This is a genomic window from Pleurocapsa sp. CCALA 161 (assembly GCF_003003995.1).
Taxonomy (GTDB): Bacteria; Cyanobacteriota; Cyanobacteriia; order Cyanobacteriales; family Xenococcaceae; genus Waterburya.
The window spans coordinates 1-24,510 of record NZ_PVWF01000056.1; the positions used below are offsets into that span (position 1 = coordinate 1).

Annotated in this window: 17 protein-coding genes and 1 pseudogene; 12 read left to right on the forward strand and 6 right to left on the reverse strand. The window is 39.8% G+C overall.

The features are described from left to right. Positions 1-285, reverse strand: a 285-nt coding sequence (locus tag C7B62_RS14255) for a beta/gamma crystallin-related protein (protein ID WP_106237491.1), incomplete at its 3' end; no start/stop codon positions are given. 348 nt (positions 286-633) lie between these two features. Between C7B62_RS14255 and C7B62_RS25745 the strand changes: the two genes are divergently transcribed. Next, entirely contained in the window at positions 634-780 is a 147-nt protein-coding gene (locus C7B62_RS25745) for a hypothetical protein (RefSeq protein ID WP_158260685.1), read from the forward strand. A gap of 10 nt (positions 781-790) precedes the next feature. Here the strand turns inward: C7B62_RS25745 and C7B62_RS14260 are convergent, their stop codons facing one another. Then, complete coding sequence (locus C7B62_RS14260) at positions 791-2,008, reverse strand: sensor histidine kinase (RefSeq protein ID WP_106237495.1); 1,218 nt, start codon at positions 2,006-2,008, stop codon at positions 791-793. Positions 2,009-2,430: 422 nt separating this feature from the next. On the opposite strand from C7B62_RS14260, the gene C7B62_RS14265 reads away from it, so the two are divergent. The 6 genes and pseudogenes from C7B62_RS14265 to C7B62_RS14290 form a co-directional block, all read left to right on the forward strand. Further along, positions 2,431-4,818 (forward strand): bifunctional serine/threonine-protein kinase/ABC transporter substrate-binding protein, encoded by a 2,388-nt coding sequence (locus C7B62_RS14265; protein WP_106237499.1) that lies wholly within the window; start codon positions 2,431-2,433, stop codon positions 4,816-4,818. 47 nt (positions 4,819-4,865) lie between these two features. Beyond that, positions 4,866-8,534, forward strand: coding sequence for a hypothetical protein (locus C7B62_RS14270; protein WP_106237502.1), 3,669 nt, complete (start codon positions 4,866-4,868; stop codon positions 8,532-8,534). Between the two features lie 49 nt (positions 8,535-8,583). Further along, a complete protein-coding gene (locus tag C7B62_RS14275; protein ID WP_106237506.1) occupies positions 8,584-9,882 on the forward strand; it encodes a glycosyltransferase in 1,299 nt (432 codons plus the stop codon). A 276-nt stretch (positions 9,883-10,158) separates the two neighbouring features. Further along, positions 10,159-10,785 carry an FkbM family methyltransferase gene (locus C7B62_RS14280; RefSeq protein ID WP_199194202.1) on the forward strand — a complete coding sequence of 209 codons (627 nt, stop codon included), beginning with the start codon at positions 10,159-10,161 and terminating at the stop codon, positions 10,783-10,785. 255 nt (positions 10,786-11,040) lie between these two features. Further along, a complete protein-coding gene (locus C7B62_RS14285; RefSeq protein WP_106237510.1) occupies positions 11,041-11,505 on the forward strand; it encodes a hypothetical protein in 465 nt (154 codons plus the stop codon). Positions 11,506-11,669: 164 nt separating this feature from the next. Continuing rightward, positions 11,670-11,774 (forward strand): annotated as a pseudogene (locus C7B62_RS14290) (DnaJ domain-containing protein); the annotation flags it as partial. 139 nt (positions 11,775-11,913) lie between these two features. Here the strand turns inward: C7B62_RS14290 and C7B62_RS14295 are convergent. The 3 genes from C7B62_RS14295 to C7B62_RS14305 all read right to left on the reverse strand — a co-directional run bounded on the left by C7B62_RS14295 (position 11,914) and on the right by C7B62_RS14305 (position 14,583). Beyond that, positions 11,914-13,020 carry a T3SS effector HopA1 family protein gene (locus tag C7B62_RS14295; protein WP_106237513.1) on the reverse strand — a complete coding sequence of 369 codons (1,107 nt, stop codon included), beginning with the start codon at positions 13,018-13,020 and terminating at the stop codon, positions 11,914-11,916. A gap of 20 nt (positions 13,021-13,040) precedes the next feature. Beyond that, a complete protein-coding gene (locus tag C7B62_RS14300) occupies positions 13,041-14,192 on the reverse strand; it encodes an aminoglycoside phosphotransferase family protein (RefSeq protein ID WP_158260686.1) in 1,152 nt (383 codons plus the stop codon). 154 nt (positions 14,193-14,346) lie between these two features. Beyond that, complete coding sequence (locus C7B62_RS14305; RefSeq protein ID WP_106237520.1) at positions 14,347-14,583, reverse strand: hypothetical protein; 237 nt, start codon at positions 14,581-14,583, stop codon at positions 14,347-14,349. A gap of 500 nt (positions 14,584-15,083) precedes the next feature. Between C7B62_RS14305 and C7B62_RS14310 the strand changes: the two genes are divergently transcribed. Genes C7B62_RS14310 through C7B62_RS14330 form a run of 5 tightly spaced genes read left to right on the forward strand, consistent with a single transcriptional unit; the run spans position 15,084 to position 23,726 of the window. Beyond that, positions 15,084-15,656, forward strand: coding sequence for a helix-turn-helix domain-containing protein (locus C7B62_RS14310; protein WP_106237523.1), 573 nt, complete (start codon positions 15,084-15,086; stop codon positions 15,654-15,656). Beyond that, complete coding sequence (locus tag C7B62_RS14315) at positions 15,632-18,634, forward strand: ABC transporter transmembrane domain-containing protein (protein WP_106237527.1); 3,003 nt, start codon at positions 15,632-15,634, stop codon at positions 18,632-18,634. Before C7B62_RS14310 ends, C7B62_RS14315 begins: the two co-directional genes overlap by 25 nt. A 52-nt stretch (positions 18,635-18,686) precedes the next feature. Then, positions 18,687-20,675: a response regulator gene (locus C7B62_RS14320; RefSeq protein ID WP_106237531.1), complete on the forward strand. Its 1,989-nt coding sequence runs from the start codon at positions 18,687-18,689 to the stop codon at positions 20,673-20,675. A 29-nt stretch (positions 20,676-20,704) separates the two neighbouring features. Further along, on the forward strand, positions 20,705-21,424 hold the full coding sequence (locus C7B62_RS14325) for a peptidylprolyl isomerase (protein WP_106237534.1): 720 nt from the start codon (positions 20,705-20,707) through the stop codon (positions 21,422-21,424). A 46-nt stretch (positions 21,425-21,470) separates the two neighbouring features. Continuing rightward, positions 21,471-23,726, forward strand: coding sequence for a fused MFS/spermidine synthase (locus tag C7B62_RS14330; RefSeq protein ID WP_106237537.1), 2,256 nt, complete (start codon positions 21,471-21,473; stop codon positions 23,724-23,726). Positions 23,727-23,856: 130 nt separating this feature from the next. On the opposite strand, the gene clpP is transcribed toward C7B62_RS14330, so the two are convergent. After that, positions 23,857-24,465, reverse strand: a complete 609-nt coding sequence (gene clpP, locus C7B62_RS14335) for an ATP-dependent Clp endopeptidase proteolytic subunit ClpP (protein ID WP_106237541.1) — start codon at positions 24,463-24,465, stop codon at positions 23,857-23,859. Positions 24,466-24,510: the final 45 nt, after the last annotated feature.

Consider the following 24,510-nt stretch of genomic DNA (forward strand, 5'->3'; position numbering starts at 1 on the left):
TACGTCAATATAATTGCCTGTAAAATTTACATCTTCGTAGAATCTCCATGCTTTATCATTACGGATAGTAATAGATCCAGTAGCATCATTAAAACCAAACTCAGTTAAGTCTTCTATTTTTTTATTACTGGAAAATTGAGCTCCGTATAAGTCTGATTCGGAGTATAAAGTCACATCTGTAGCTTTTAACGCTCCACCAGAAATAGCAGCAGCAGATTCATGGTCAATATCTTCTACAGCTTTGATGTTAGAGAGAGATATGGATTGTTTGTTGATCTTAGTCATTGTTTTTTTCTAATAATTTGAGTTGATTTAAGTTATCTACCAAGCAAGAGTTAATGAACTTGTGCTTTGGTTTTTAACTAGCTTTATATTAAAATTTAAACCCAAATAAAACATCTAACAAACGTCTATAATTTCAATCAACGAAATAAGGAGACTCCCTATTACTTTAGTTACTTAGCTAGATTAATTTATCTATGACTAAAGTTGCAATTATAATTAATAGTAATCAAAGTATATTTAATTGATAAAAAGTGTTAAATATAAAAAAAACTCTCACCAAAAAAGGCATAAGAGTTCTAGTAAAAAATATTGAGTTGGGTATAAAAATAATTTATAAATTATTTCTAAGTGCAGGATAAACTCCAAATGCTACGTCAGCTATGTCAAAAGATATGTAATGCGATCGCTATTACAGAAGTGATGAAAGTTAAGGCACAGCCTCAAGGCTTGAATATCTCTAAATCTCGTTTTTTACGCTCGTTTGGCAAAAATTAGCGATCGCTATTTATGTGACTTTTTGCAAAACATTTTGGAACGCATTAGTATTTGGGATTTTAACCTCAATTCGACATCCGTTTCCTATTGAAGAGATTAGCTGAAACTGACCATTAACTGAGGTTATGCGCTCTTGCATTCCCTGCAATCCAAACCCAGAAACTTTTTGCTTAGGGTCAAAACCTTTACCATTATCTTCTATGGTTAAGCTCAATTCTGCTGAAGTAGTTTTAAGATCAATTCTAACCTCCGTAGCTTCAGCATATTTAAAAATATTAGTTAAAGCTTCTTGGACAGTACGGTAAATTGTTTTAGCTACTGGTGTAGAAACCTGACCACAGCGACAAATATTTGTACAAATTAATAATCCAGTCCCTTTACGAAAATCATCTACCAAAGTTTCCATCCTGGCTTCTAGAGGTTGTTCTTCTTTAGCGTCTTCCCTTAAAGTGCTAATAGATTTACGTACCTCTTGCATTGCCGTTTTCCCCAATGATTGAGCCTGAGTGAGAAAAGAATGAGCCTGTACGGGTTCTTTTTCCCATAGTTTGACGGCAGTTTGCATCTGAATATTTAAACTGGTAAGAGCATGACCCAAAGAATCGTGAATATCACGAGCAATACGATTGCGTTCCTGCACAGTTGCTAGTTCTTCAATTTTTTGAGCATATTCTTGTAACTGTTCGTGAGCTTGAGCCAGTTTTTGCCTCATCTGGCGTTCGGATAGTATTTTGTTGGTCAACTGTAAGACAAAAAAGACTCCTAAGCCAAACACCAGGGTTTCGGCGACGACGTGCATCCCAAAATGAATTTGTAGTTCTGGATCTTGTGGTACAGACCGTACAATATATTTGTACTGGTCAGTCAAAAATAATATAAAGATTATCCCCGTAACGATCCAACGTCCCATAAGTTTAAACAGGAAACAACTCCGCATCACGACAATTAAATATAACGTCGGCAAGATATGCAGATAGCCTAGTCTTGTGCCGTAAAAGATCAAGCCAATTTCCAGTGCCGTGTAGACAACCTTGATCGCTAGGTTTCCACTAGGTAAAACCAAACCCATCAAACCCAACAGAAATAAGATCGAGATGTGTTCTATGGGGATTGTATGACCCTGCCAAGCTTCTACTACTGCCAAAGAGCCACAACTGGCAAGCATTACCCATTCGGTAATGAGCAGGAAGCGAAATGGATTGGGTAAAAATTTAAAAGAAGAAATCATAAAAATTACATTAGGAATAATGTTCTTCTATTTAACTGTGAAATGTAATTTATTTACCACTGTTGCAGGTAAACTTATCACTTTGGTAGCGCTCAATGATTTAGTTAGGAGACTAAAGTCTTAGGAATATATACCTAACACATTACTAAAGTCAGAGATTCAATTATCACTTTTGTCAGAGGTCAATTCGAGACGTTTTTCAGATGTCTAGATTAGTTTAATTCTCTACGATTAAGACAGTCAAAAATATCAGAGAAACAGCGATCGCTACTTTTACTTTAAGTCACAATCGCTTCATTGATCTCAAGTTAATCGTCAAACTCTCAAGCCGATCATCTTTATTCTGGCTCTCATCTCAAACTAAATAAATTCCCATTAAATAATTTAATCTCGCTCAAAATTTACGTATTAGGTGCAAGCAGATGAGAGACATAGAACAAGCAATAATCAAGTCAATGCTGCTAAATTCAGGAGATATATTGCGATCGCGCTATCGTATTTTACACCAGTTAGGTTTTGGCGGATTCAGCCGTACTTATTTGGCAGAAGATACCAATCGTTTTAACGAACTTTGTGTTCTCAAAGAATTTGCACCTCAACTTAAAGGTACATTTGCCCTAGAAAAAGCACAGGAGTTGTTTGAGCGAGAAGCTGGTGTTTTATATCGCTTACGGCATCCTCAGATTCCTCAATTTCGCCAGTTATTTCGCTATCGACAACATAACGATCAAGAAGAACATTTATTTTTGGTTCAAGATTATATTGAGGGAGTAACCTATCATACTTTACTAAATCAACGTTTAGAAACAAATAATAGATTTAGCGAGGGGGAAATTAAAAAATTACTCACTCAAGTTCTGCCAATTTTAGAGTACATTCATTCGATGGGAGTGATTCACCGCGATATTTCTCCCGATAATCTGATTTTACGCAATCAAGATGAACTCCCAGTCTTGATTGACTTTGGCTGCATTAAAGAAGTCGAAATCAAAACTCAACTTGAATTAAGCCAAGTAACTACAAATGCCCCAATACCTCTAGTTGCTACGGCACTGGGTAAGGCTGGTTATGCCCCTCCAGAACAGGTGGAACGGGGAATTATTTACGCCCACAGCGATTTATATGCCTTAGCTGCTACGGCAGTAGTGTTATTAACGGGCAAAGAACCCCAGCAATTAATCAATCCTGATGGCTACCGTTGGAATTGGCAATCAGAAGTTACTCTTAGTCCCAAGCTTGAATGGATATTAAATACCATGCTGTCACCTCATCCTAGTGAGCGCTTTGGTAGTGCAGCCGAAGTCTGTAAAACTCTCCAAGACATCTCTATAATTACAACTTCTCAATTTAGCCAAACTACTACTGCTGAAAATTTCAATCAACCAAGTTTCAGGACAAAAACCTCAATTCTCGGTGACTTATTAGCTAAATCTCTATTTTTTATCCCTTTTTCCGCAGTTTTAATCTTAGGGGGATTTTTATGTCTAAAAGTGTCAGATTTAGATGTTGCCCCTGGGCTTTCTGACACCAATAACTCAGTTGGCAAAGATGCCCAACTGCAAGCTCGATTTAGTCAGGGAGAAAAGATCTTAATTCCTCAAACTACTACGCCAGAAAAAGAAATGGCGATCGCTGCTTTTGCTCAAGGCAATTATGATCGTGCGACATCTTTGTTAACTGCATCCCTCAAAAACGTGGCTAATGATCCAGAAGCTCTAATTTATCTGAACAATGCCCGTATCGGTAACGCCAAATCTTATAGCATCGCTGTTTCTATTCCGATTGGAAGTGATGTCAATGCCGCCCAAGAAATTTTACGGGGTGTCGCCCAGGCACAAAATCGAATTAATCAAGCAGCAGGAATTAATCACATTCCTTTAAAGGTGCAAATTATTAACGATGATAATGATCCAAAAATTGCCAAACAAGTAGCTAAAAAACTTACTCAAGAGCGAGAGATTCTAGGAGTAGTGGGACATTATGCCAGCGATGTAACTCTAGCTACCGCACCAATATATCAAGCTCATAAATTAGTTGCCATTTCCCCGATCAGTACTTCCATCAAACTATCTAACCTCAGCCCCTATATCCTTCGTACTGTACCCAGCGATTATCTGGCAGCTAGGGGGTTAGCGGGCTATATGCTCGAAAATCTTCAGCAAAAAAAGGTGGCGGTTTTTTATAACTCTCAAAGTAACTATAGTGAATCTCTCAAATCCGAGTTTACGGCTGCGGTTTATCTTGCTGGAGGAGAAGTAGTTAATACTTTTGATCTAGCCGATCCTAACTTTAATGCCAGCGATCGCTATCAAGAAGCAGTGGCTGGTGGTGCCAAAGCAATTATGCTGGCTGCTAATACTAGTACCCTGGATAAAGCTCTCCAGGTGGTTCAGGTAAATCGTCAAAAGTTAAGTTTACTGGCTGGGGATGATGTCTATACTCCCAAAACTTTACAAATTGCTGGTGAAGCTGCCGAAGACATGGTGTTAGCCATACCTTGGCATATTAAAAACAATCCCGATGCTGAGTTTAGTTTAATCGCCCAAAAACTTTGGGGAGGTAAGGTTAACTGGCGCAGTGCTACAGCTTATGATGCCACCCAGGCTTTAATTACAGCGATCGCCCAAAGTCGAGATCCTACTCGAATTAGTATCCAACAAAATCTTTCTAATCCTAGTTTTTCTGCCCCAGGTGCGACTAGTCCCGTTGACTTTCTTCCTTCAGGCGATCGCGCTGGTAATATTCAGCTAGTTAAGATGCAGCCAGGAAATGACAAGTTTGGTTATGAATTTGTCCCGCTCAATCCGTAGGAGTAAACAGCCTCGCCCTGATAAATAGTAAGTCAAAGGTAAAAATCATGCAAAAGTATCTGAGATTAGCAAAATTAGTCAAGCTTATTCCCGAAGCGATCGCTTTAATAATTATCTTAAATACAGTTCAAACTAGAGAATTATTTTATATTTGCTCGTTATTAATAATTTATGCTTTAATCTTGAGATTAGTTTGGAACAGCGCAATTATAATTCACGGCTTGGGACATACCACCGCGATCGCTCTTGCCGACAGAGAATTATCAGCTTTTAATTTAACCAACATTCTGGAACATCAAAATATTGAAACTGTTTTAAAATCCTTATTACCTTGCAATAAAATATTCATTCCTATTCTTTCTCCCTATCTCCTTATCTCCCCATCTCCCTATCTAGCATCAGGAAAAACTACCTACACAAAAATTAAGGCATCAGGGGGAATATTCTTTAATCTCTCGCTGGCGATCTTCTTTTTCTGGTATGCCGATAATCTTTTCAGTCAAACTTTGAGCGTTGCTAATCTACTAATTGCCGTATCTTCCTTATCCGATCTCCAAGCGTTCAGAACAGGAGTGGCAGATTGCTTTTACTGTGGCAACTTTGGCTTAATTGCTCTACGTCAACCCGATGATGGAAATCTGCTGTTACCTACCAGAATGCTCGACATAGCTCAACAAATGGCGCAAGAGACAGAAGTTAGAGGCGAACAGGCGGGTGGAGGATTAGTTATCGGCAGAAATGGCGATCGCAATGTGTTTGTGGGCAAAAAAATCGTTAAGCAAAAAAGAGGTAATTTAACTAAATCTCTCGAAGCAGCCTTTGCATTGATCCGCAATCAAGCGATCGCTGCTGGCGTAAAACCGCCAAAAGCTTCGGTAATGGGGATATGGCACTATCGCTATGCTACCAGTGGTGCTGTCCCCTCGGAACTAGAAACCCATTGGCACGAATGGATGGGGGAGAGAAACGAAAAGGTATGGCAGTTTAAGGAACAAAAATGGCGGTGTGCAACTAAAAATGTTCATCATCGCATTACTCATAATGGCGATTTTGCTAGTTGGCAAATATTTAATCAAAATGTCGATTATACTACCCTGGGCTTGTGGTTAGAGCGAGTTTTAGATACACCCAACGCCACTCAAGGAGATTCCCCTAAGATTGCAGGGATGATGGATTTATTAGTAACTCAGGGAATGTGGTATCCCTCGGTGCGACTGGCTTATCAACAAGCGATCGCCAGTTCTATTGAAGCTGCCTTTGACGGACAAAAACCGACGGCTGCTGCATCGAATACCGCCCCAAGGGAGCAAGATTTAAATATTTGGGCAGAAATATTTGAACAGATCTATACTTTAGAACTTTCTAACTTAGAACAAGATGCCTGGCAGATTAACCCTGACTCTTTAAAATACTCTAGCAACCTGCGCCAAAATTTGCTTCAAGCATTGGAAAACCATAGTTCAACGGTAAACTGGTCAAAATTGCAGACGATATCCCTAATTCAATTTACCCTCCAAGCATTTTTTGATAACGATGTATATCGGGCAAACCAAATCTTTATTTCTCAAGCCCAAGGCAGTTTCGGTTTGGTTACGGCTTCTACTTTGGCAGAGTCAGAATTAGTTCTGTGTGCCAAGGGGCAACCACTTACCATCGGTTTTAATTGGTCGCAAGACTATATGGTGTATGCTTCTGAACCTGCTGCTGTGGATCGCGTTTTGCTGAATAAGCCCCAGTCTTTTCGTTTAGATTTGTCGCCCCAAAGCGGTGAAGTGGCAAAAGTCACGGCAAAAGATCTAATCGTTTACTCCTTAAGCCAACAGCAGGAATTAGGAAAGCAGGATCTAAAAGACAGATGGATCTCGATGGAGGATCATCCTTATTTATCCCACATTAGACTTTCCACTCCAGAAAAACCCGATCCTATTGCCAATGACATAAATTCAATTCCCAGATTACTCCATGAAATTAAAACCGACTGGCAAAATCCCACTTCCCTTAACCGTCGCAGTGCCGATTATTTAATTTATCTTTTGACGGAAAAAGTGCAGCGATTTGAGAAAAAACAACGATTGATGTTTCAGGCTGGATTAATCAGTCAGATCAGAACCATGCCCACTACCGATCTGTTAATCACAGGCGAAGAAAATAGCCTCTGGTTAGGAGAAAAATTCGCTCAAGATTTAACAGTAGTTTTTCCCTTTTTAAACATTGTCACTACCTCTGCCAATCAGCTTTTACAGCAGCTAGATCGGGGTTTTGGTCAACTCAACCTGGGTAGAGATTCCCTGGTACTAGCGATCACTCAATCGGGTCAAACCTTTTCTACAGTCAAGGTAATTAATATTTTTGATTATCTATGTAATCAGGGGATTATTGGCGAAATATTTATCCTGACGGGAGAATTAAGCAGTTTTATTAATTCTATTCAAGGTAAAGGTGGACTAACGACAATTACCAACTCTGCTTTTTTAAACAATGACAACGATCGTCGCGATCGCGTTTTTATCAACGGTAGCGATCGCACAATAGCCGAACCCAGTACAGTAACGGTAGCTGCTGCGCTGCAAACCTTGACCGAGTTATTATTTTATCTCGCCAAGCAGATGAGGCATGATTTTCCCCTTTCTAATCCTTTGGGTATGACCTTAACTTCAGAAAGTTTAATGGTTTTAGCAATGATGAAAGAAGATTTTTTAAATAAAAACGTTGTGCAGATTATCGGTACTACTGCCCAGGGTGAATCAATCAAATCAATTACCAAACAAAGATTATGCGATCGTGGTCGTTATTGGGCAAATCACGTTACTGAAACTCCTCTAGCCTGGGCAATTCACGCCCTATATATTTTAATTTCCGTCGGTTGGGCAATTCCTTTTGGTCATGCTCTACCTTTAGTCAAAACCCTGTCGGGATTACTATTTAACCTCGTTAACCTTTCTACAGATATAACCCAACTTCTAGCACCGATAATTGCTCTAGCTGATATCACTTTCTATATCTTTGGTGCTTGGTTATGGACATTAGGCATCCGCTATTATCAAGGCCGACAATTACTCGCCAGGATCGGTAAAAGAACTCTAGTTATTGGCGATGTAACTTGGGTAAACCAACTCTTACAGGCATACGTTAGTAAACTCTTTTCCCTTAGCTACGGCATTGCAACTATCGAAGTACATAGTGCTAATCCCCAGAACCATTTACTACACACTTTTGGACATCGAGTAGTGCGTGGTACGTTAATTTGGCTAGGTATCCCTGACGGCAGACGTGGTCAACAACAGCAAGCAGTAGAAAATGCCGTAATTATGACAGGAAAACAAGCAAATGGCATAAAAAACTTGAATATTGGTGCAGAAATAGTTGCTGTAGGTCAAAATCCAGCGATCGCCCGTCAGGGTTTTAGTCAATCTCTAATTTTAAACAGTAACAACGATGGGATCTATTTCCGAAATCCTGCCGTCACAGAACAAAAAGAGCAGATCGAACAGCTACGAGAATCTTGTTTTGGTGCATCAGAACGCTTGTTAGCTAGTTATGTCTTCTTCTGGGCGTTGGCGAAAAAGGTTGCTTCTTTTCCTCTACTCAAGTACGAATATTGGAAATCTCAAAGTCGCACCAAAGTTATGACCACTGCTGCCCCTGTAGAGGGATTGGATCTCAATCAACTCGATGAGCGATCGCGGCAAGAAGCTCAGATGAGAAAATGTGTGTAATTAAGTTCAGCGTCAATTCCCAGACAAAATTTTTTACTTAAGAGGTATTATGACTCATTTTGGCATTGTTTGTCCTCCTGCTATTGGACACCTTAACCCAATGTGCGCTTTAGGAGGAGAATTACAAAGACGTAATCATAAGGTTACTATTTTCGGTATCTCAGACATTGAAACTAAAGTCAAAAATTCAGGATTAAACTTTTGGTTAATTGGAGAACAAGAATTTCCTCGCGGATCGCTAGAGCAACAATATGAAAAACTAGGAAAAATGAGCGGGAAAGAAGGTCTCCAATTTACTATCGAGTTGATTTTAAATGAAACTAAAATGATTTTTAATAATCTGCCAGAAGCAATCAAATCTGCTGGAGTAGAGGTTTTGATTGTTGACCAGGTTCTTAGAGCTGGCGGCACAGTTGCAGACTGGCTTAAATTACCGTATATAACTGTATGTAATGCTTTATTGATTAATTGCGAAGCTGGTGTTCCACCTTATTTCACCAATTGGGATTATAACACAGCATGGTGGGCGCAACTTCGGAATCAAGTAGGTAACTTTTTCCTTAATCGCATATCAGTTTCTATTTGGCAAGAAATTCAAAAACAGCGGCACCAATGGAAATTACCTTTGTATCAAAATCGGCAGGATGCTTACTCGAAACTGGCTCAAATTTGTCAGTTACCGAGGGAATTTGATTTCCCCAGAGTCAATTTGCCCGCTCATTTTCATTACACTGGTCCATTACAAAATCCGTCTAGTATAGAATCCGTTTCTTCTCCCGATCTTACTTTTCCTTGGGAGCGATTAACAGATCGACCTCTTATTTATGCTTCTCTTGGAACATTACAAAATAAAGTACCACAAATATTTCAGTCTATTGCAGAGGCTGTGGCTAAACTAGATGCACAGTTAGTCATTTCTTTAGGCAATCCCCTTAACAAACCCGAGGATTATAATTTGCCAGATAGTGTTATTGTAGTTTCTTTTGCACCTCACCAAAAACTAATAAATCGAGCCATTTTAGTTATTACTCATGCAGGGATGAATACAACTTTGGGCGCATTGAGTAGTGGAGTACCTATTGTTGCCATTCCGATTACGAATGAACAGCCTGGAATAGCTGCTCGTATAGTCAGAACAGGCACAGGGGAAGTTGTTCCACTTAAACAAGTAAGTGTAGAGAAGTTACAAAAGGCGATTAAACAAGTCTTGACAGTTGATGCTTATAAACAAAATGCTTTAAAGCTGCAAGCAGCAAATAAGCAAGGGGGAGGAGTAAGTAAAGCTGCCGACATCATCGAACAGGTTATTGCTACAGGAAAACCAGTTTTGGCTCGCACTACCAATTAACTTTTTTATCAAAAAGCTTTTAGCTTCAGAGCTAATCAAGATCACGCGAGTGTAAACGGCTAACAGCTGCGGACGCGGTAGCGTCCCAGTCGTCTTACGACGATCTGCGCTACGCGCTGCGCTATTGGGTAAAAGAGCCCCCGCTAAAAATCTTTGATTTTTAGCGGTACATCATTCAGTGGTGGGTCACAATCCCCCACTGAATGCCAATTAACACCTGTTACAGTTAACTTAAGCTAAAAGCTAAGAGCTATTGAATCTAATCAAGGGATCATTATGTCAACTATGCTTTTTGAAGCAGAACTACCCAATGGCACTCAAATATTTTGTCTACAACCAGAAGAAGTGCCAGTGCTTTACGAGCAGATTCAAGACTATATCAAATATGGAATCAAGCTATGTGAAGGGGATACTATCTTTGATGTAGGAGCTAATATTGGTTTATTTTCGCTCTGGGCTGATCAAAAGTGTCGTCAAAATGTCAATATTTTTGCTTTTGAACCTATTCCTGCTATTTACAAAGTTTTACAGGCTAATGCTAATCGCTTTAATCCAGAGAAAATCAAAGTTTCTCCCTGTGGACTTGCCCAGGAATCCAAAAGTATCCAGTTCGCTTATCATCCCAATGCCACAATGTTATCCACCGCCTACCAGGATGATCTACCAGAACTAAAAAATCAACTTCAACAGACTATTGTGCGCAATCTTAAAAATGCACCTAAATCTATGCGCTGGCTTCAATGGTTGCCTTCATTTTGGCGATCGCGATTAATTCAATCTAAATTAGATACTGCTTTTAAAACCCAGCAAGTTACTTGCCAACTAAGGACTCTCTCCGAAATTATCCGCGAACATCAAATTGATCAGATTAACCTACTGAAAATAGATGTCGAGAAAGGCTAGTTAGATGTACTTTTAGGTATAGAAGATCCCGATTGGCAAAAGATCGAGCAAGTTGTCGTTGAGGTTCACGATCTAGAGCATCGACTGCAAATAATTACAGATTTACTAAAAAAGCACGGTTTAGCAGAAATTAAAGTTACTCAAGAAAATATGTTCAAAGGTTCTAATCTTTTTAACCTATATGCTTGGCGCAAATAAAATCTCAACTTTCCCAGTATTTATTATATTGTTCATCATTATTAGTAGTAAAAAATCATGATTCATCATATCTCTCTTCCTGCTCAAAATCCCCTTCATGTTGCGGAGGTGATAGCAGAACTTTTCCAAGGCTATTGCGCCCCTTTTCCCTCTCATCCAGGTAGTTTTGTCGCCTTTGCTGGCGATGAGTACGGAACTTTAGTTGAGGTTTACCCCCTGGGGACAGAAATGATTCCAGGAGAAGACGCAAAACCCATACAGTATCAACAAAATACTTTCAGCCAATTTATTGCGACTCATGCTGCTATTTCTATACCCCTTGACCAGTCTCAAATTGAATCGATTGCCCAGAGGGAACAGTGGCGATGTGTACGCTGTAGCCGTGGTTACTTTGATGTGCTTGAGTTTTGGTTGGAAAATACCGTGTTATTGGAATTAGCCACGCCAGAATTGGCACAGCAATACACTGCTGTTTTATCAGCCGAAAATTTAGCCAAGCATTTTGCCCAAGAAAATTCCTAATCAGTTAGCAAATTTTTTATCAAAAAAGCTTTTAGCTAGTTGGGTTTAGGTTTTTGCTCGATTACTATATATTAAACACTGTGAGCTAAACAACTAGAAGAGCTACAGCAAACTTTGATTCTTGTTCTCTCTCCTGTCCATAATTACGGAGGTGAAAGCAAATAATGGCAGCAACCGATTTTAAAGATTACTATCAAATTTTAGGGGTGAGCAAAGCAGCAACCCCTGAAGAAATCAAAAAAGCTTACCGCAAACTAGCCAGAAAATATAGTAGCGGTCACGAGTGTTAAGACAAAAGGTAAGATAAAAGAAACTAAATAGAGCGATAAAAATGGCAAAGGCTTATAGCTATGATTTACGACAAAAAGTAATTCAAGCGATCGCGGGTAGTAGTTTTTCTACTTTAATCTAAAATCTAACAATACCGTGGTCATATATATCTGGCGAATCAGGATTAAGATATGGTTGCGCTAGCTTAATTCCTGCATCGGTAAAGCGATCGCGGATCTGCTGAAGTTTCATGGCTGGAGTTGGTTGATTAGCTTTCCAAGCGTCGAGCAAACCCTGTGCCACTAATTGAAGACAGTATTGACTACGAGTTTTAACAGCATCATCATGAGAAAATGGTCTTTCGGCTAAACCCACTCCATCAGCGAGATACTTGGTAAATAAAGGAATTGTGGATTGAAAATAGGATTGGGTCTGACTATAAATATTCGCGAGAATTGGCTTGACTTGAGGATAATCATCTTTACTAAAACTCAATACCGCAGCATCACACCATTGATAATTATCGGGATAATAAATCACTTTGAAATGAAAGGGAATGGTAATTTGATTGAGTTCAATGGTCAAGCGATCCATTAATGCCAATGCACCCTCAGAATTGAGATGACAATAAACATCGACAATAGTGCAATTGCTTGGAAGATCATTAATTGAACCCTTGCTACCAACGGCAGTATAAAAACCTGGTTCGACCAATTGAGGGGGCATTTTAACGGCAATAGTATCTCCTATCTGGGCATTTTGCTCTTGAGGAAGCACATGGCGATCGCTGCGAATATGCAGAGTTAGATCATTTTTGCGGACTTGTAAAAAGCCTTCAGCTGTTGTGCCAGTGATTAACCAGCCAGATTCAAAGTGACCATCGCAATGATTGTTAATCCGCAGTTGCTGATAAAATTCGCTCTTTGACCATTTAATCGCTTGATTTTCTATGCTAGCTGGTAGTTGAGGGATTGCCTTCAAGGACTCGCTTTGCGCACTGGCTTCGTCAATTGCAGCAGAGTGATAATAAAGCTCGTGAATTAAAGTTTGTATCTTAACCTGTAAATATTGATCTTGAACTGATTCAGGCATTTGTCGGAAACGTTCTTGAATTTCTCTGGGTAATTCAATCGGTTTGTGTTGAGGATGGGTAATGGTAAAATCAGCTTGAATTTCAATTGTGCTGGCAATATCGGCTAATGTATCTTCCAGTCTAGGATTTTTGCGGTCTAGTGATACAGTCATAATATTTTTCTGATTAAAGATTAAACAGCTACGGCGTTATCAGGGGTCAATTCTGTCAGTTCTGAACCAAATACGCTAACAATAGACTGTTCGGGATAGCACAGCAGACTTTTTGCTACTTGCATAGTACAGATCGCTCGATTATCGAAGGGTTGATGATACTCAGCATTTTGCTGTAGATGTTTAATTAAACTAAGTCCTGCAAATTGTGTTGCTTGCTGAAGGTAGTTTGGTTTAATGATCAAAATTTGCGCAAACTGGCTTAGATAACTTTGAATAAATGCTTTGAGGCTGGGTTGAATTTTTTCTAGAGGACAAGTAGCTAAACTTAACGCCACACTAAAATCTGTATCAGAATCTATATACAAACTATCTAACCACAGTTCTAAATATTTGGCGATCGCCGTACCTAAATCTAAGGCAGGATCTCCCCATTCAAAAAACTCCCAGTCAATTAATTTTAATGATTTGCTGTTGCCTGATTGATTAATTAAATAGTTGCTAAATCTTAGATCATTGTGAGTTATGCAGATAGCCTGATAGTCTTGATGTAGATTGACTACTGCTTGATGCAGACTGGGAAACTTTTGGTAGAGTTTAAAAAATTCGATGCTATCGGAACAAATATTGCCAAAAATTCCTGGTCCAACTCTTGCTAACCCCCGCAAGAAGTTTGGGGTTTCTCCAGCACTACGTTTACTAGTATATTGAGCGAGAAATTTTTGATATTCAGATTTAGCGAAAGTGAGGCGATGTATTTGCCCTAGATTTGTCCCCAAGGCTTCAGCAATGGCTAAAGGATAATCATGATTATCTTGATAGAAATCAGACAAGGGAAGATATTCGGGAAAATAATTCAATACTAGAATTTTATTTTCGTCATCAAAATGTACAGGTTGGGAAACTGATTTTTGAATTGGATTTAGTTGGGCAAAATTAGCCCACAACAAATTAATCAGCCATTCATACTTTAAGCAACCAGTCGCTTCTCCTTTTCCATTAAAGCGCTCCTGCTTAACAATATAATTAGTCCCATCGGTCAATCTGACAATTAAATTAAAGTTTTTATATTCTTCAGGGACAACTGGTTGTGCTAGTTGACTATCTAAAGGACAAACTTGCTGTTGTTTCAAGTAGGGAATTACGTTCTCGGAACTCAGAATTAATGACACAAGCTTAAAAATTTTTACTTAAAGTTTTAAATTTATATTTATTTAGGTTCAATTACCCGCAACTTAAACTTAGATGTAACTACAAGAAGAGCTAATGCTCATCACAATAACTCTTCTGTAACCGTGAAAATCTTAAGCTAGAGCAAAATTCGCTTTAGCAGCCATAGCCACAGCCACAGCCGTAATGACCGCTACCGCTACCTTTACTTTTGCTTTTGCTTTTGCTTTTGCTTTTGCCACTGCCACTGCCACTATGACCGTGACCGTAGCCGCCACCACCAGAGACTTTTAGTTCATCTTCGGAAAGCGAGCGAATGTTACCCATGAAGCTTTCGGAGTCTGCAAATAAGTTAGCGCCTACAGGAGAAAGTTCGTTAATTTTGATTCCCATTTTGTTTACCTTTGATAATTTTGCTGTGAGTTAATACCAAAGAGCATATACTACGTGCATCTCTTTAGATATTGAATGAATTAAGGGGAAATAAATCCTTGTGTATGTTTATAACGCAAAATTTCCGCCAAAATTCATCTAAATGGCAGAAAAAAAGACATAAGCTACAGTAGCTTAAAAATTATGTCTTAACTTATTATTTTGACTAGGTTAATTAGAATGTATTAAACTTAACTACAGCTTAACTATTCTTTAATAACCACAGTCAACGAAATTCAGGTATGATTCATTCAAGTGAAAATACCCAAAAAAGTACTTTATTTATTTAGACTCAATTGAGATAATCATGCAAATAAAGCAGTTAAATTAGTATATAACACTTATCTTTTTGACTTAATTGTCGTCTTTTTGTCTTTTTTCTAATTAATAAAACTTAGTAGTGTAGTTAATCGAATGCTATAAGTAAAACCAAGAATCTGAATCATTTTTAATGGAGAATAATGACTGTCAACTATCAAGCTCAAGACTTGAGCAGTATCTTGGCTGAGATACTGTCCGACAAGTCGGTCAAAAACTTAGATCCCAGACATCGTCGTCGCTTAGAAATAATTCTGCGGAGTCACTTAGGTCAATCCCAGGTGGAGATTTGTTCCGCTTTGGGCTGTTCTAAAGATATGGCTCGTTATTGGATGGCGATCGCCAAAAAACCAGCAAGTGATTCTTGGCAAGATACCTGTGTCGGAAGACCCAAAAGGGTTAGCGATGAATATCTTCAGCGTCTGCAAGAATTAGTAACCAGTAGTCCTCAAGACCACGGGTATGCGTTTAAACGTTGGACAGCCAGATGTCTAAGCCAACATTTAAGCACCGAACTAGGTATAGAAATTAGCGATCGCCATGTGAATCGTTTGCTCAAGCAGATGGGTCTATCAACCAGAAATTCCCAGGATTCTGCTAACGCAATTCAATCTTCTAGTAACTCAAAATCAGGCAGAATTACCATTCAAGACCTTAACCCATCTGCTTCTTCTCAATTAAACGATTCACTATGGTGGTTTCAAAACCAGATTTAAACCCACAATTTATTCAGCAGTCTTTAAATCATCTTTTATCAGAATCTCAACTTCAGCAGTTTTTATCCCAACTACAAGTTATTGACCCCAATCCAGGAGAACTTTTTCGGCGTTTTGATCAGACAGAAGGCGGAATTTACCTCATTTTGACAGGGAAAGTCAGATTAATCGATCGAGAAGATAATTTGATTGCTTCTGTAACTCAAGGTTGGCTGGGGCAAATCGGTCTGTTTACCGATCCTGGTTGGCAGCCTTACAGTCTTCGGGCTTCTTTGGGCTTAAAGCTGGCTTATTTGGATGCCAAATCAGCACGATTTTGGTTTGAGACTCATCCCCAGCTTCAGGAATATATTTATCGTCAGGGAGAAAAGTTAGATTTATTGATGTTGTGTCAACAAGTCAGTGGTTTAAACTCGGTGGAAGAACTACTGCCTATTTTGCCTTTATTAACAACAGAGCAATTTGAGCCAGGAATATTGCCCGATCAATTGACCGAAAACAGACAACTGTGGATATTGCGTCAAGGAGAAATGGTTCATGGTTCGGGTCTAAAATTAACTCCAGGTCAATTGTACTCCCAAGAAATCTTGCCTTTAGAAGGGGAATGGTTAATCACCAAACCCACTCAACTATATATTTTGGCAGATAGTGCTGAAGCAAAAGTAAATGTCAAACCGTCAAGCAAAACCAAAAACAAAAATTCTGTCCTTAAAATCGCTCCTTTAAAAACAGTAATTCCTCCAGCAAAAGTTGCTCCAGCCACCACACCTCTGCCCTATTTGCCCAGTCCCCAAATAAAAATTGCTCATTGGTGGCAACAATCTTCCAAACGTTATCCTTTTTTCAAACAACATAGTAATTCCGACTGCGGGGTGGCTTGTTTGGTCATGGTTAGCAAATATTGGGGTAAAAACTTTAGTATTAATCAATTAAGGGCAGTAGCTAATGTAGATCGTTCAGGAGCATCCATTAAGGGCTTAATTACTGCTGCGGAATCCGTAGGCTTTATGGTCAGACCGCGCAAAGCAGATTTATTAGCACTCCAAAGTCAAGAATTACCAGCGATCGCCCATTGGGAAGGAAACCATTATGTAGTGGTTTACCAAGTTACCAAACGGCAAGTTATTATTTCCGATCCAGCGATCGGCAGACGTGTGATCAGTCGCCAGGAGTTTGTTGCTGGTTGGACTGGCTATACATTACTGTTAACACCAACAGCCAAGTTTGAACAAGTGCCAGAAACAGAGGCAAACCTCTGGAAGTATGGAAAAATACTTGAGCCATACAAAGCAGTTTTACTGGAAATCTTTGCAGCCTCGCTAATCATTCAAATTATTGGGTTATTTTCTCCTATATTTACCCAGATTTTATTAGATCGGGTAGTGGTGCAACGTAGTGTTCCTACTTTAATTGCGGTAGGAACAGGGTTGCTTATTTTCCGAATTTTTCAGGTCGTAATTTCGACCCTACGACGTTATTTGCTCTATCATACGGCTAACAGATTGGATTTATCCTTAATTGTGGGATTTATAGGGCATACCTTTAATTTACCTCTGAACTATTTTGAAACTCGTTATGTCGGCGATATTACCTCAAGAATTAACGAAAATCGCAAAATCCGTGGTTTTCTCACGGGAGATGCCATCACTACAGTCTTAGACGTTCTCAGTTTGTTTGTTTATGTCGCTTTAATGGTTTGGTATAGCTGGAAATTATCGCTGTTGGCTTTAGTCGTCGTGCCTATATTTGCGATCGTGACGATCTTTGCTACACCGTTTTTAGTGAGAATATCCCGCGAAAGTTTTAATGCCAGCACTAAAGAAAAAAGTTATCTCATTGAAGGTTTGACGGGGATTAGTACGATCAAGTCGATGGGAGTAGAACAAACCGTGAGGTGGCGTTGGGAAGATTTGATCAATGAGTCAATTCGGATTACCTTTTCTGGGCAAATGATTCAAGAACGGGTGAAATTGTGTACTGATTTAATTGACACCACTGTTTCTAGCCTGTTGTTGATTTTTGGGGTCTGGCAGGTAATTCAAAATCAACTGACGATTGGACAATTAATTGCTTTTAATATGCTGGTGGCTAACGTAATTAGTCCGATCAAAAGAATGATTACTCTGTGGAATAATTTTCAAGAAATTAGAATTGCAATTGAACGCACAGATGATGTCATCAATACTCCAGCCGAAGCAGGGTTAGCAGGAGAAAATTTAGTCACTATCCCCCCGATCAAGGGAAAGATTCGGTTTGAAAATGTTACTTTCCGCTACGACTTAGAAAGCGAAACTAATACGATTGAAAATCTTAGCTTTGAGATTCAACCAGGACAGACAATTGCCTTAGTGGGGCGCAGTGGTTCGGGCAAAACCACGATTTCTAAACTGTTGCTGGGACTTTATCCCCCTGTTAAGGGAAAAATTACTATTGACGGGTACGACATTAATAAAATCTCCCTTAAATCCCTCAGACAACAGACAGGGGTGGTGAATCAAAATACGTTTTTGTTCGGGGGGACGATTCTAGAAAATCTTACCATTGGTCATCCTCATGCCAGTCAAGGAGCGATCGAAGAAGCTGCGCGCCTGGCGGGGGCGGCCGACTTTATTGAAGAGTTACCGCTTAAATATGGTTCTCAAGTGGGAGAAGGAGGAGGGCTGCTTTCGGGGGGACAAAGACAGCGTTTGGCGATCGCCCGTGCTTTATTAGGAAAACCTCGTTTGCTAGTTCTGGACGAGGCTACTAGCAATTTAGATGCAGAATCAGAACGAATTATTCAAAATAATTTAAATACTATTTTAAAAAATCAAACCACTTTAGTGATTGCTCATCGCCTTTCGACCGTACGCCAGGCAGATTTAATTTTGGTGATGGATCGCGGACTTTTAGTCGAAAGCGGTACTCATGAAGAATTAATGGCTCAACGGGGTCAATATTTCCACCTCAATCAACAACAGCTAGCGATCGCTCATTGAAGTTTATTAGTTTATAAAAATTTATTTAGATTTTAGATTCTCAAAACAGACGATGAAAAAAATTGAAAACTATACTGTCATTCCTGAATCTAATCAGCATCAAGAAATAAAGATTTTGCTGGTAGACGATCAGAGTTTTGCCCGACGTTTTATTAGTAAACAAATCGAAACTGTTAATCATCTCAGAATTATCGGCATGGCGGGGAATGGAGAAGAGGCGATCGCTATGGTCGAATCCCTAGAGCCAGATGTGGTATTAATCGATTTAGAAATGCCCGAAATGGATGGAGTGACCGCCATCGAAATTATTGTCGAGCGATTCCCTAGCTGTAAGGTTATGGTGCTAAGTTCTCACGAAGATGAACAATATCTGCAAAATGCCTTATTTGCTGGGGCGACAGGCTATTTACTCAAAGGAAGTTCAGCACAAGAGTTAACTAACGCTATCACCTCAATTCGCCAAGGTTACACTCAATTAAGTCCAGGGCTGTTGAAAAAAGTTCTTACCCCCAAAATCGAGATCCTAGACAATGAAACACAATTTCCCCCAGTAGCAACCGCTGATCATAACTGGTCAGAATCTACTAGAGAAGGAGTCGAAAACTTACCCAGAGTTTCTTTGCGAGCCTTACTATATGTATTGATTGGCTTAACAATGGTAATGATTCCCTGGATCACCTTTAGCAAAGTGGATGAAATTGGTGCAGCTAAAGGTAAATTAGAGCCTCAAGGTAAAGTCGTCAGGCTGGATGCCCCCGTCAGCGGTGCTGTAATGTCGATTGAAGTTCGAGAGGGAGACAAAGTTACCCCAGGACAAAAGCTGGTGGAATTAGACACGGAACTTGTCAACGCAGAGCTTAATCAGCAACTACAAAAATTACAGGGGCAGCAAAATCAACTAAACCAATTACAATTACTCAAAAATCAACAGTCAATCTCGCTGCAAACTCAAAAGCAGCAAAATCAGGCACAGCAGTTTGAAAAAGAAGCTTTAATCGCCCAAGCAAAAGAAAATCTGTCTTCTCTCAAAGCCAACTATGAAAATCAACTAGCCGAAAAACAAGCCCAAATCCAACAGGCTGAAGGTGCAATCAAAGCTAGTCAGTCTGCCCATCAGATGGCAAAAATTAGATGGCACAAAGCGATCGCCAAAGTACCCCGTTATCAATATGCTTTTAAAGAGGGTGGCATATCTCAAGATAGGTTGGCAGAAGCCGAACAAACCGCTGAAGAAACTAAGGAAAGTATTAATCAAACTCAAGCTGAAATTGCTCAGGCTCAGTCCCGCTATCAAGAGCAAGAGCAGGGCTTTGACAAGTTACGTCAGCAAACAGCAGGCGAAATTGAACAAGCTGCTTTACGTTATCAAGAACAGCAACGAGGGCTTAAATCTTTAGTGGAGGCAAATAATTTAGCGGGTCTGAAAATAGAAGAAGAATTAAAAAATACTGGGTCGCAAGTTGTCAACCTCCAAGGAGAAATCGCGCAAACGGAAACTTTAATTAAAGGTTTAAATTATCAATTGCAGCAACGCAAGATTTATGCTCCTGTCAAGGGAACAATCTTTGAATTACCGATCGCCAAACCAGGGGCAGTGGTGCAGCCAGGGCAAACGATCGCCCAAATTGCCCCCGAAAATGTGCCTTTAGTTTTACGCGCCAGAATGAGTAGTAATCAAAGTGGCTTTCTGGAAGTGGGTTTACCTGTCAAACTCAAGTTTGATGCCTATCCATTTCAAGACTATGGTATTGTGCCTGGTCGTTTAACCTGGATTTCCCCTGATTCGCGCGTTAGATCAAGTTTATCAAGTTCGTCAAGTTCATCATCATCGACAAATGAGTCCCCTGGATCAAATCTGCCAGCAGAATTCTATGAGATTGAAGTTGAATTAGCACAAAACTATATTCAATATGGCGATCGCCGAGTTATGTTGACCCCAGGACAAACTGCTACTGCGGAAATTGTCATTCGTCAGCGCCGTTTAGCGGATATTTTTCTCGCTCCATTTAAAAGTTTAAAAAAGGGTGGTATTCAGCTTTAATAGACCAATGGTCTTTAATGTGATTCAGAATGTCAGAAAAAATTGCTATTAGCCCAGAAGAAATTATTCAACAAATAAAATTTTCTCGTCTAATGCCTGAGGTTACCAAAGAAATTGCTAGTCGTAAGATTATTAGCGATACTGCCACAGCCGAAAATGTTGTCCTCAGCGAATTGGAAATACAGCAAGCAGCAGATAGTTTTCGCTTGCAAAATAATCTTTTTAGTACTCAAGCAACTTTAAATTGGCTAGAAAAATATAGTTTATCCATTGAGGAGTTTGAACAACTAATCTATTACAATTGCCTCTGTTTAAAATTAGCTCAACATTTATATGGCGATCGCGTTGAAGCATATTTTTACGAACATCAGCTTGATTATACTGAAGCCATAATTCACGAGATAGTTTTGGCAGATTTTGATTTAGGAATGGAATTATTTTATGGAATTCAAGAACAAGAATTTAGCTTCTGGGATGTTGCCCATCAATATATTCAAGAACCAGAATTACGTTACAGCGGCGGCTATCGAGGCTGCTTAAAGCGGAGTCAACTCAAGCCAGAAATTTCCATGGCGGTATTTGCGGCTAATCCCCCACAAGTCCTTAAGCCTATTGTTGTCAACAAGCAAACATACTTGATTTTTGTTTCGCAAATTACTCAGCCCAAGTTAGATAGTAAAATGCGCTATCTCATTGCTAGCGATCTGTTTAACCAATGGCTACAAGAACAAGTTAAACAATTACTATAATAAGATTATTTTTTAAGCTTGATAGCTTGTTTGTTATTCTCAAATTATGTCGACCGCCAAAACTACTCGAATCTATTCCCTGAATGGTTTTGGGGAAACACCATTTCTCTTTGCTTTATACTTTGTTTCTGGTTTTAATGCCTTATTATATCAGGTGGCTTGGCAGAGAATGCTGGGTTTGTTTTCTGGTTCTGATGTGCGTTCGGTGACGATTATTGTCGCTTCATATCTATTAGGTTTGGGCTTAGGAAATTTGCTTGGGGGTTCGCTTAGCGATCGCCTGACTAATCAAAAATGCGTCATGGTATACGGCTTTTGCAATCTAGGTATTGCTGCTTTTGCCTTGGCTAGCCGTTTTCTTTTTTATGATTTGCTTTTTCTGCGTCTGCAATATCTGGCTCAATCTTTACCAGTAACTTTGGGCATTGTGTTTCTCAGTTTATTAGTCCCTACTGTCTTGATGGGGATTTCTTTGCCCATGCTTTCTAAAGCAGTTAACCGTAGCACTGAGGGGGCTGCGTCTTTAATTGGCTGGCTGTATGGCTTTAATACCCTTGGTTCTGGGTTGGGAACGTTGGTTTCTGGCTGGTATATTGTTGGAACTTTAGGTTATGACAAGACTGTCTATTTAGGCGCGAGTTTTAGCTTTACAGTTGGGGTGTCGGCGTTAATTTTAGCAGCTCGTTTTTCCCAGAGTAAATTTCTGCAACATCAATTAGAGGTTGCCACTGCACCGTTAGAAAATAAGACTCAATCTCTTCAATCTTGGTATTTATTAGTATTTATTTCGGGTTTTACGGCAATTTCTTGGGAAATTATCTGGTTTAGGGTCTTAGATATTGCCCTTCAGTCTAATGCTTATACCTACGGTCATTTATTGGCTTTTGTCTTAATTAGCAGTGCCATCGGCAGTATGATTGGGGCGAAAGCTGTTGCCTATATCCGTCAGCCAAAAAAAGTATTTTTAATTATTCAAGGGATTATCTCTCTTTATTCAGCGATCGCCATTTGGGGCATTGGGCTTTACTGGCAAGCTCATCCTAGTTTGCGATCGGATGCAGGATTTATCAACTTAAACAACTTAGGTGGAGAAGTATTATTTAAATATTTAGTTATCCCTGGAGTAATTACCATTGTCCCCAGTTTATTAATGGGTTTTTATTTCCCTTTGGTACAGCAAGCAGTTCAGCAAAATTATGGTGAAATTGGCAAGCGAGTAGGCTTTATTTATCTGGCTAGTATTTTGGGCAATACTTTAGGTAGCTTATTAACAGGCTTAGTCTTAATCGATATATTAGGTACAGCAGGATCGATTCGGCTTTTAGTGATTATTGGCGTCTGTTTCTTACTCTTAATTCGCCCTAACTTACTCAAAAATCTGTCGATCGCTGCTTTAATTATGCTTGCCGTCGTGACAACGGCGATTTTCCCTAGTAATAATCGTCTTTGGGCTGCTCTTCATGCCGTCGATCCCCAAGCCTATTTCCAAGTAGTCGAAGATTCTACCAGCGTAGCCGCGATCGCCGAAACCAATGGTACAGGCAAACTACTTGCTAGCGGTCAGGTACAGGCTAATTTTCCCTATCTACACATCCATGGATTATTAGGCAGCATCCCCGCGCTTTTGCATCCTAACCCCAAAAAGATTATGATTATCGGGCTTGGATCGGGGGGAACTCCCCACACCGTCGGCGTTAATCCCCTGACCAAAAAAATCAAAATTATCGAGCTATTAGGGGCAGAATTACCCGTATTAAAGCAATACGCCAAAAGACCAGCAGGAAAGGCTTTAAACTATCTATTTCAAGACCCTAGATACGAAATTATTGTGGGGGATGGACGCAGGGAACTAACTATGAGCCAGGAAAAATTCGACATTATTGAGGCAGATGCCATTCAACCTTGGCGATCGCGCGCAGGAATGCTCTATTCTCAAGAATTTTTCCAAGAGGTACAGGCTCATCTTCAACCGGTCGGCTTTTTTGTCCAGTGGGATGTGGGGGCAGGGGCGCAACAAACTATGCAAAGTGTCTTTCCCTATGTTGTCAAAGTCGGTATGGCAAAAAATCTTTGGATTTTAATTGGCAGTAATGAACCCATTGCTTTTGATAAAGAGTTGTTGTTACAAAGATTAGAGCAACCCCAGGTGGTCAGCTTCTTAAAACAGGCACAAATCGATCCAGTTAAAGTTAGGCAGGATGTTCGTCAAGCTTATGTGCGTCAGTTTGCACCCCAAGCCACGAAACCCCAACCATACAATACAGACTTGTTCCCCCGTGGAGAATATTATCTCAATCGATGAAGATTGGGGATTTGGGGACTTAGGGAATCAATCCTCCCTACTACCTACTACCTACTACCTGTACGGGCGAACGCCCTAAAGGATTAGCTCGCAAGCTCGCGTCCTTCGCGTCGCCGTTCGCCCCTACCTACTAGCTAACTAGTTCAGGAGGATTAGTGGCAGAAGGACGACGAGAAATTACTTGATCGATCAGACCATATTCTTTGCATTCTTCGGCAGACATAAAGAAATCGCGATCGGTATCTTCTTCAATTTTAGATAAAGGCTGACCCGTGTGGTCTGCCAAATGCTGATTAAGCTTCTGCTTTAAATATAATATTTCTTTAGCTTGAATCTCAATATCCGTTGCCTGTCCCTGTGCGCCACCTAAAGGTTGGTGAATCATAATCCGCGAATTAGGTAAGCTCATGCGCTTGCCTTTTTCTCCCGCGCTCAACAAAAAAGCACCCATGCTGGCAGCCAAACCAATACAGATCGTACAAACATCAGGACGAATCTGATTCATGGTGTCAAACATCCCCATCCCCGCCGACACTGAACCACCTGGGGAGTTGATATAAAGATAAATATCTTTATCGGGGTCTTCTGCTTCTAAAAACAGCAGTTGGGCTACTACCAAGTTGGCAATTTCATCGGTAACTTGCTGTCCTAAAAAGACAATTCTTTCTCGTAGGAGACGAGAGTAAATATCAAAGGCGCGATCGCCGCGACCTGAACTTTCAATTACTGTAGGTATCATGCAGCTATGCTCTGTAAATGTTTTCTAATTGTAACTATTTTAAGG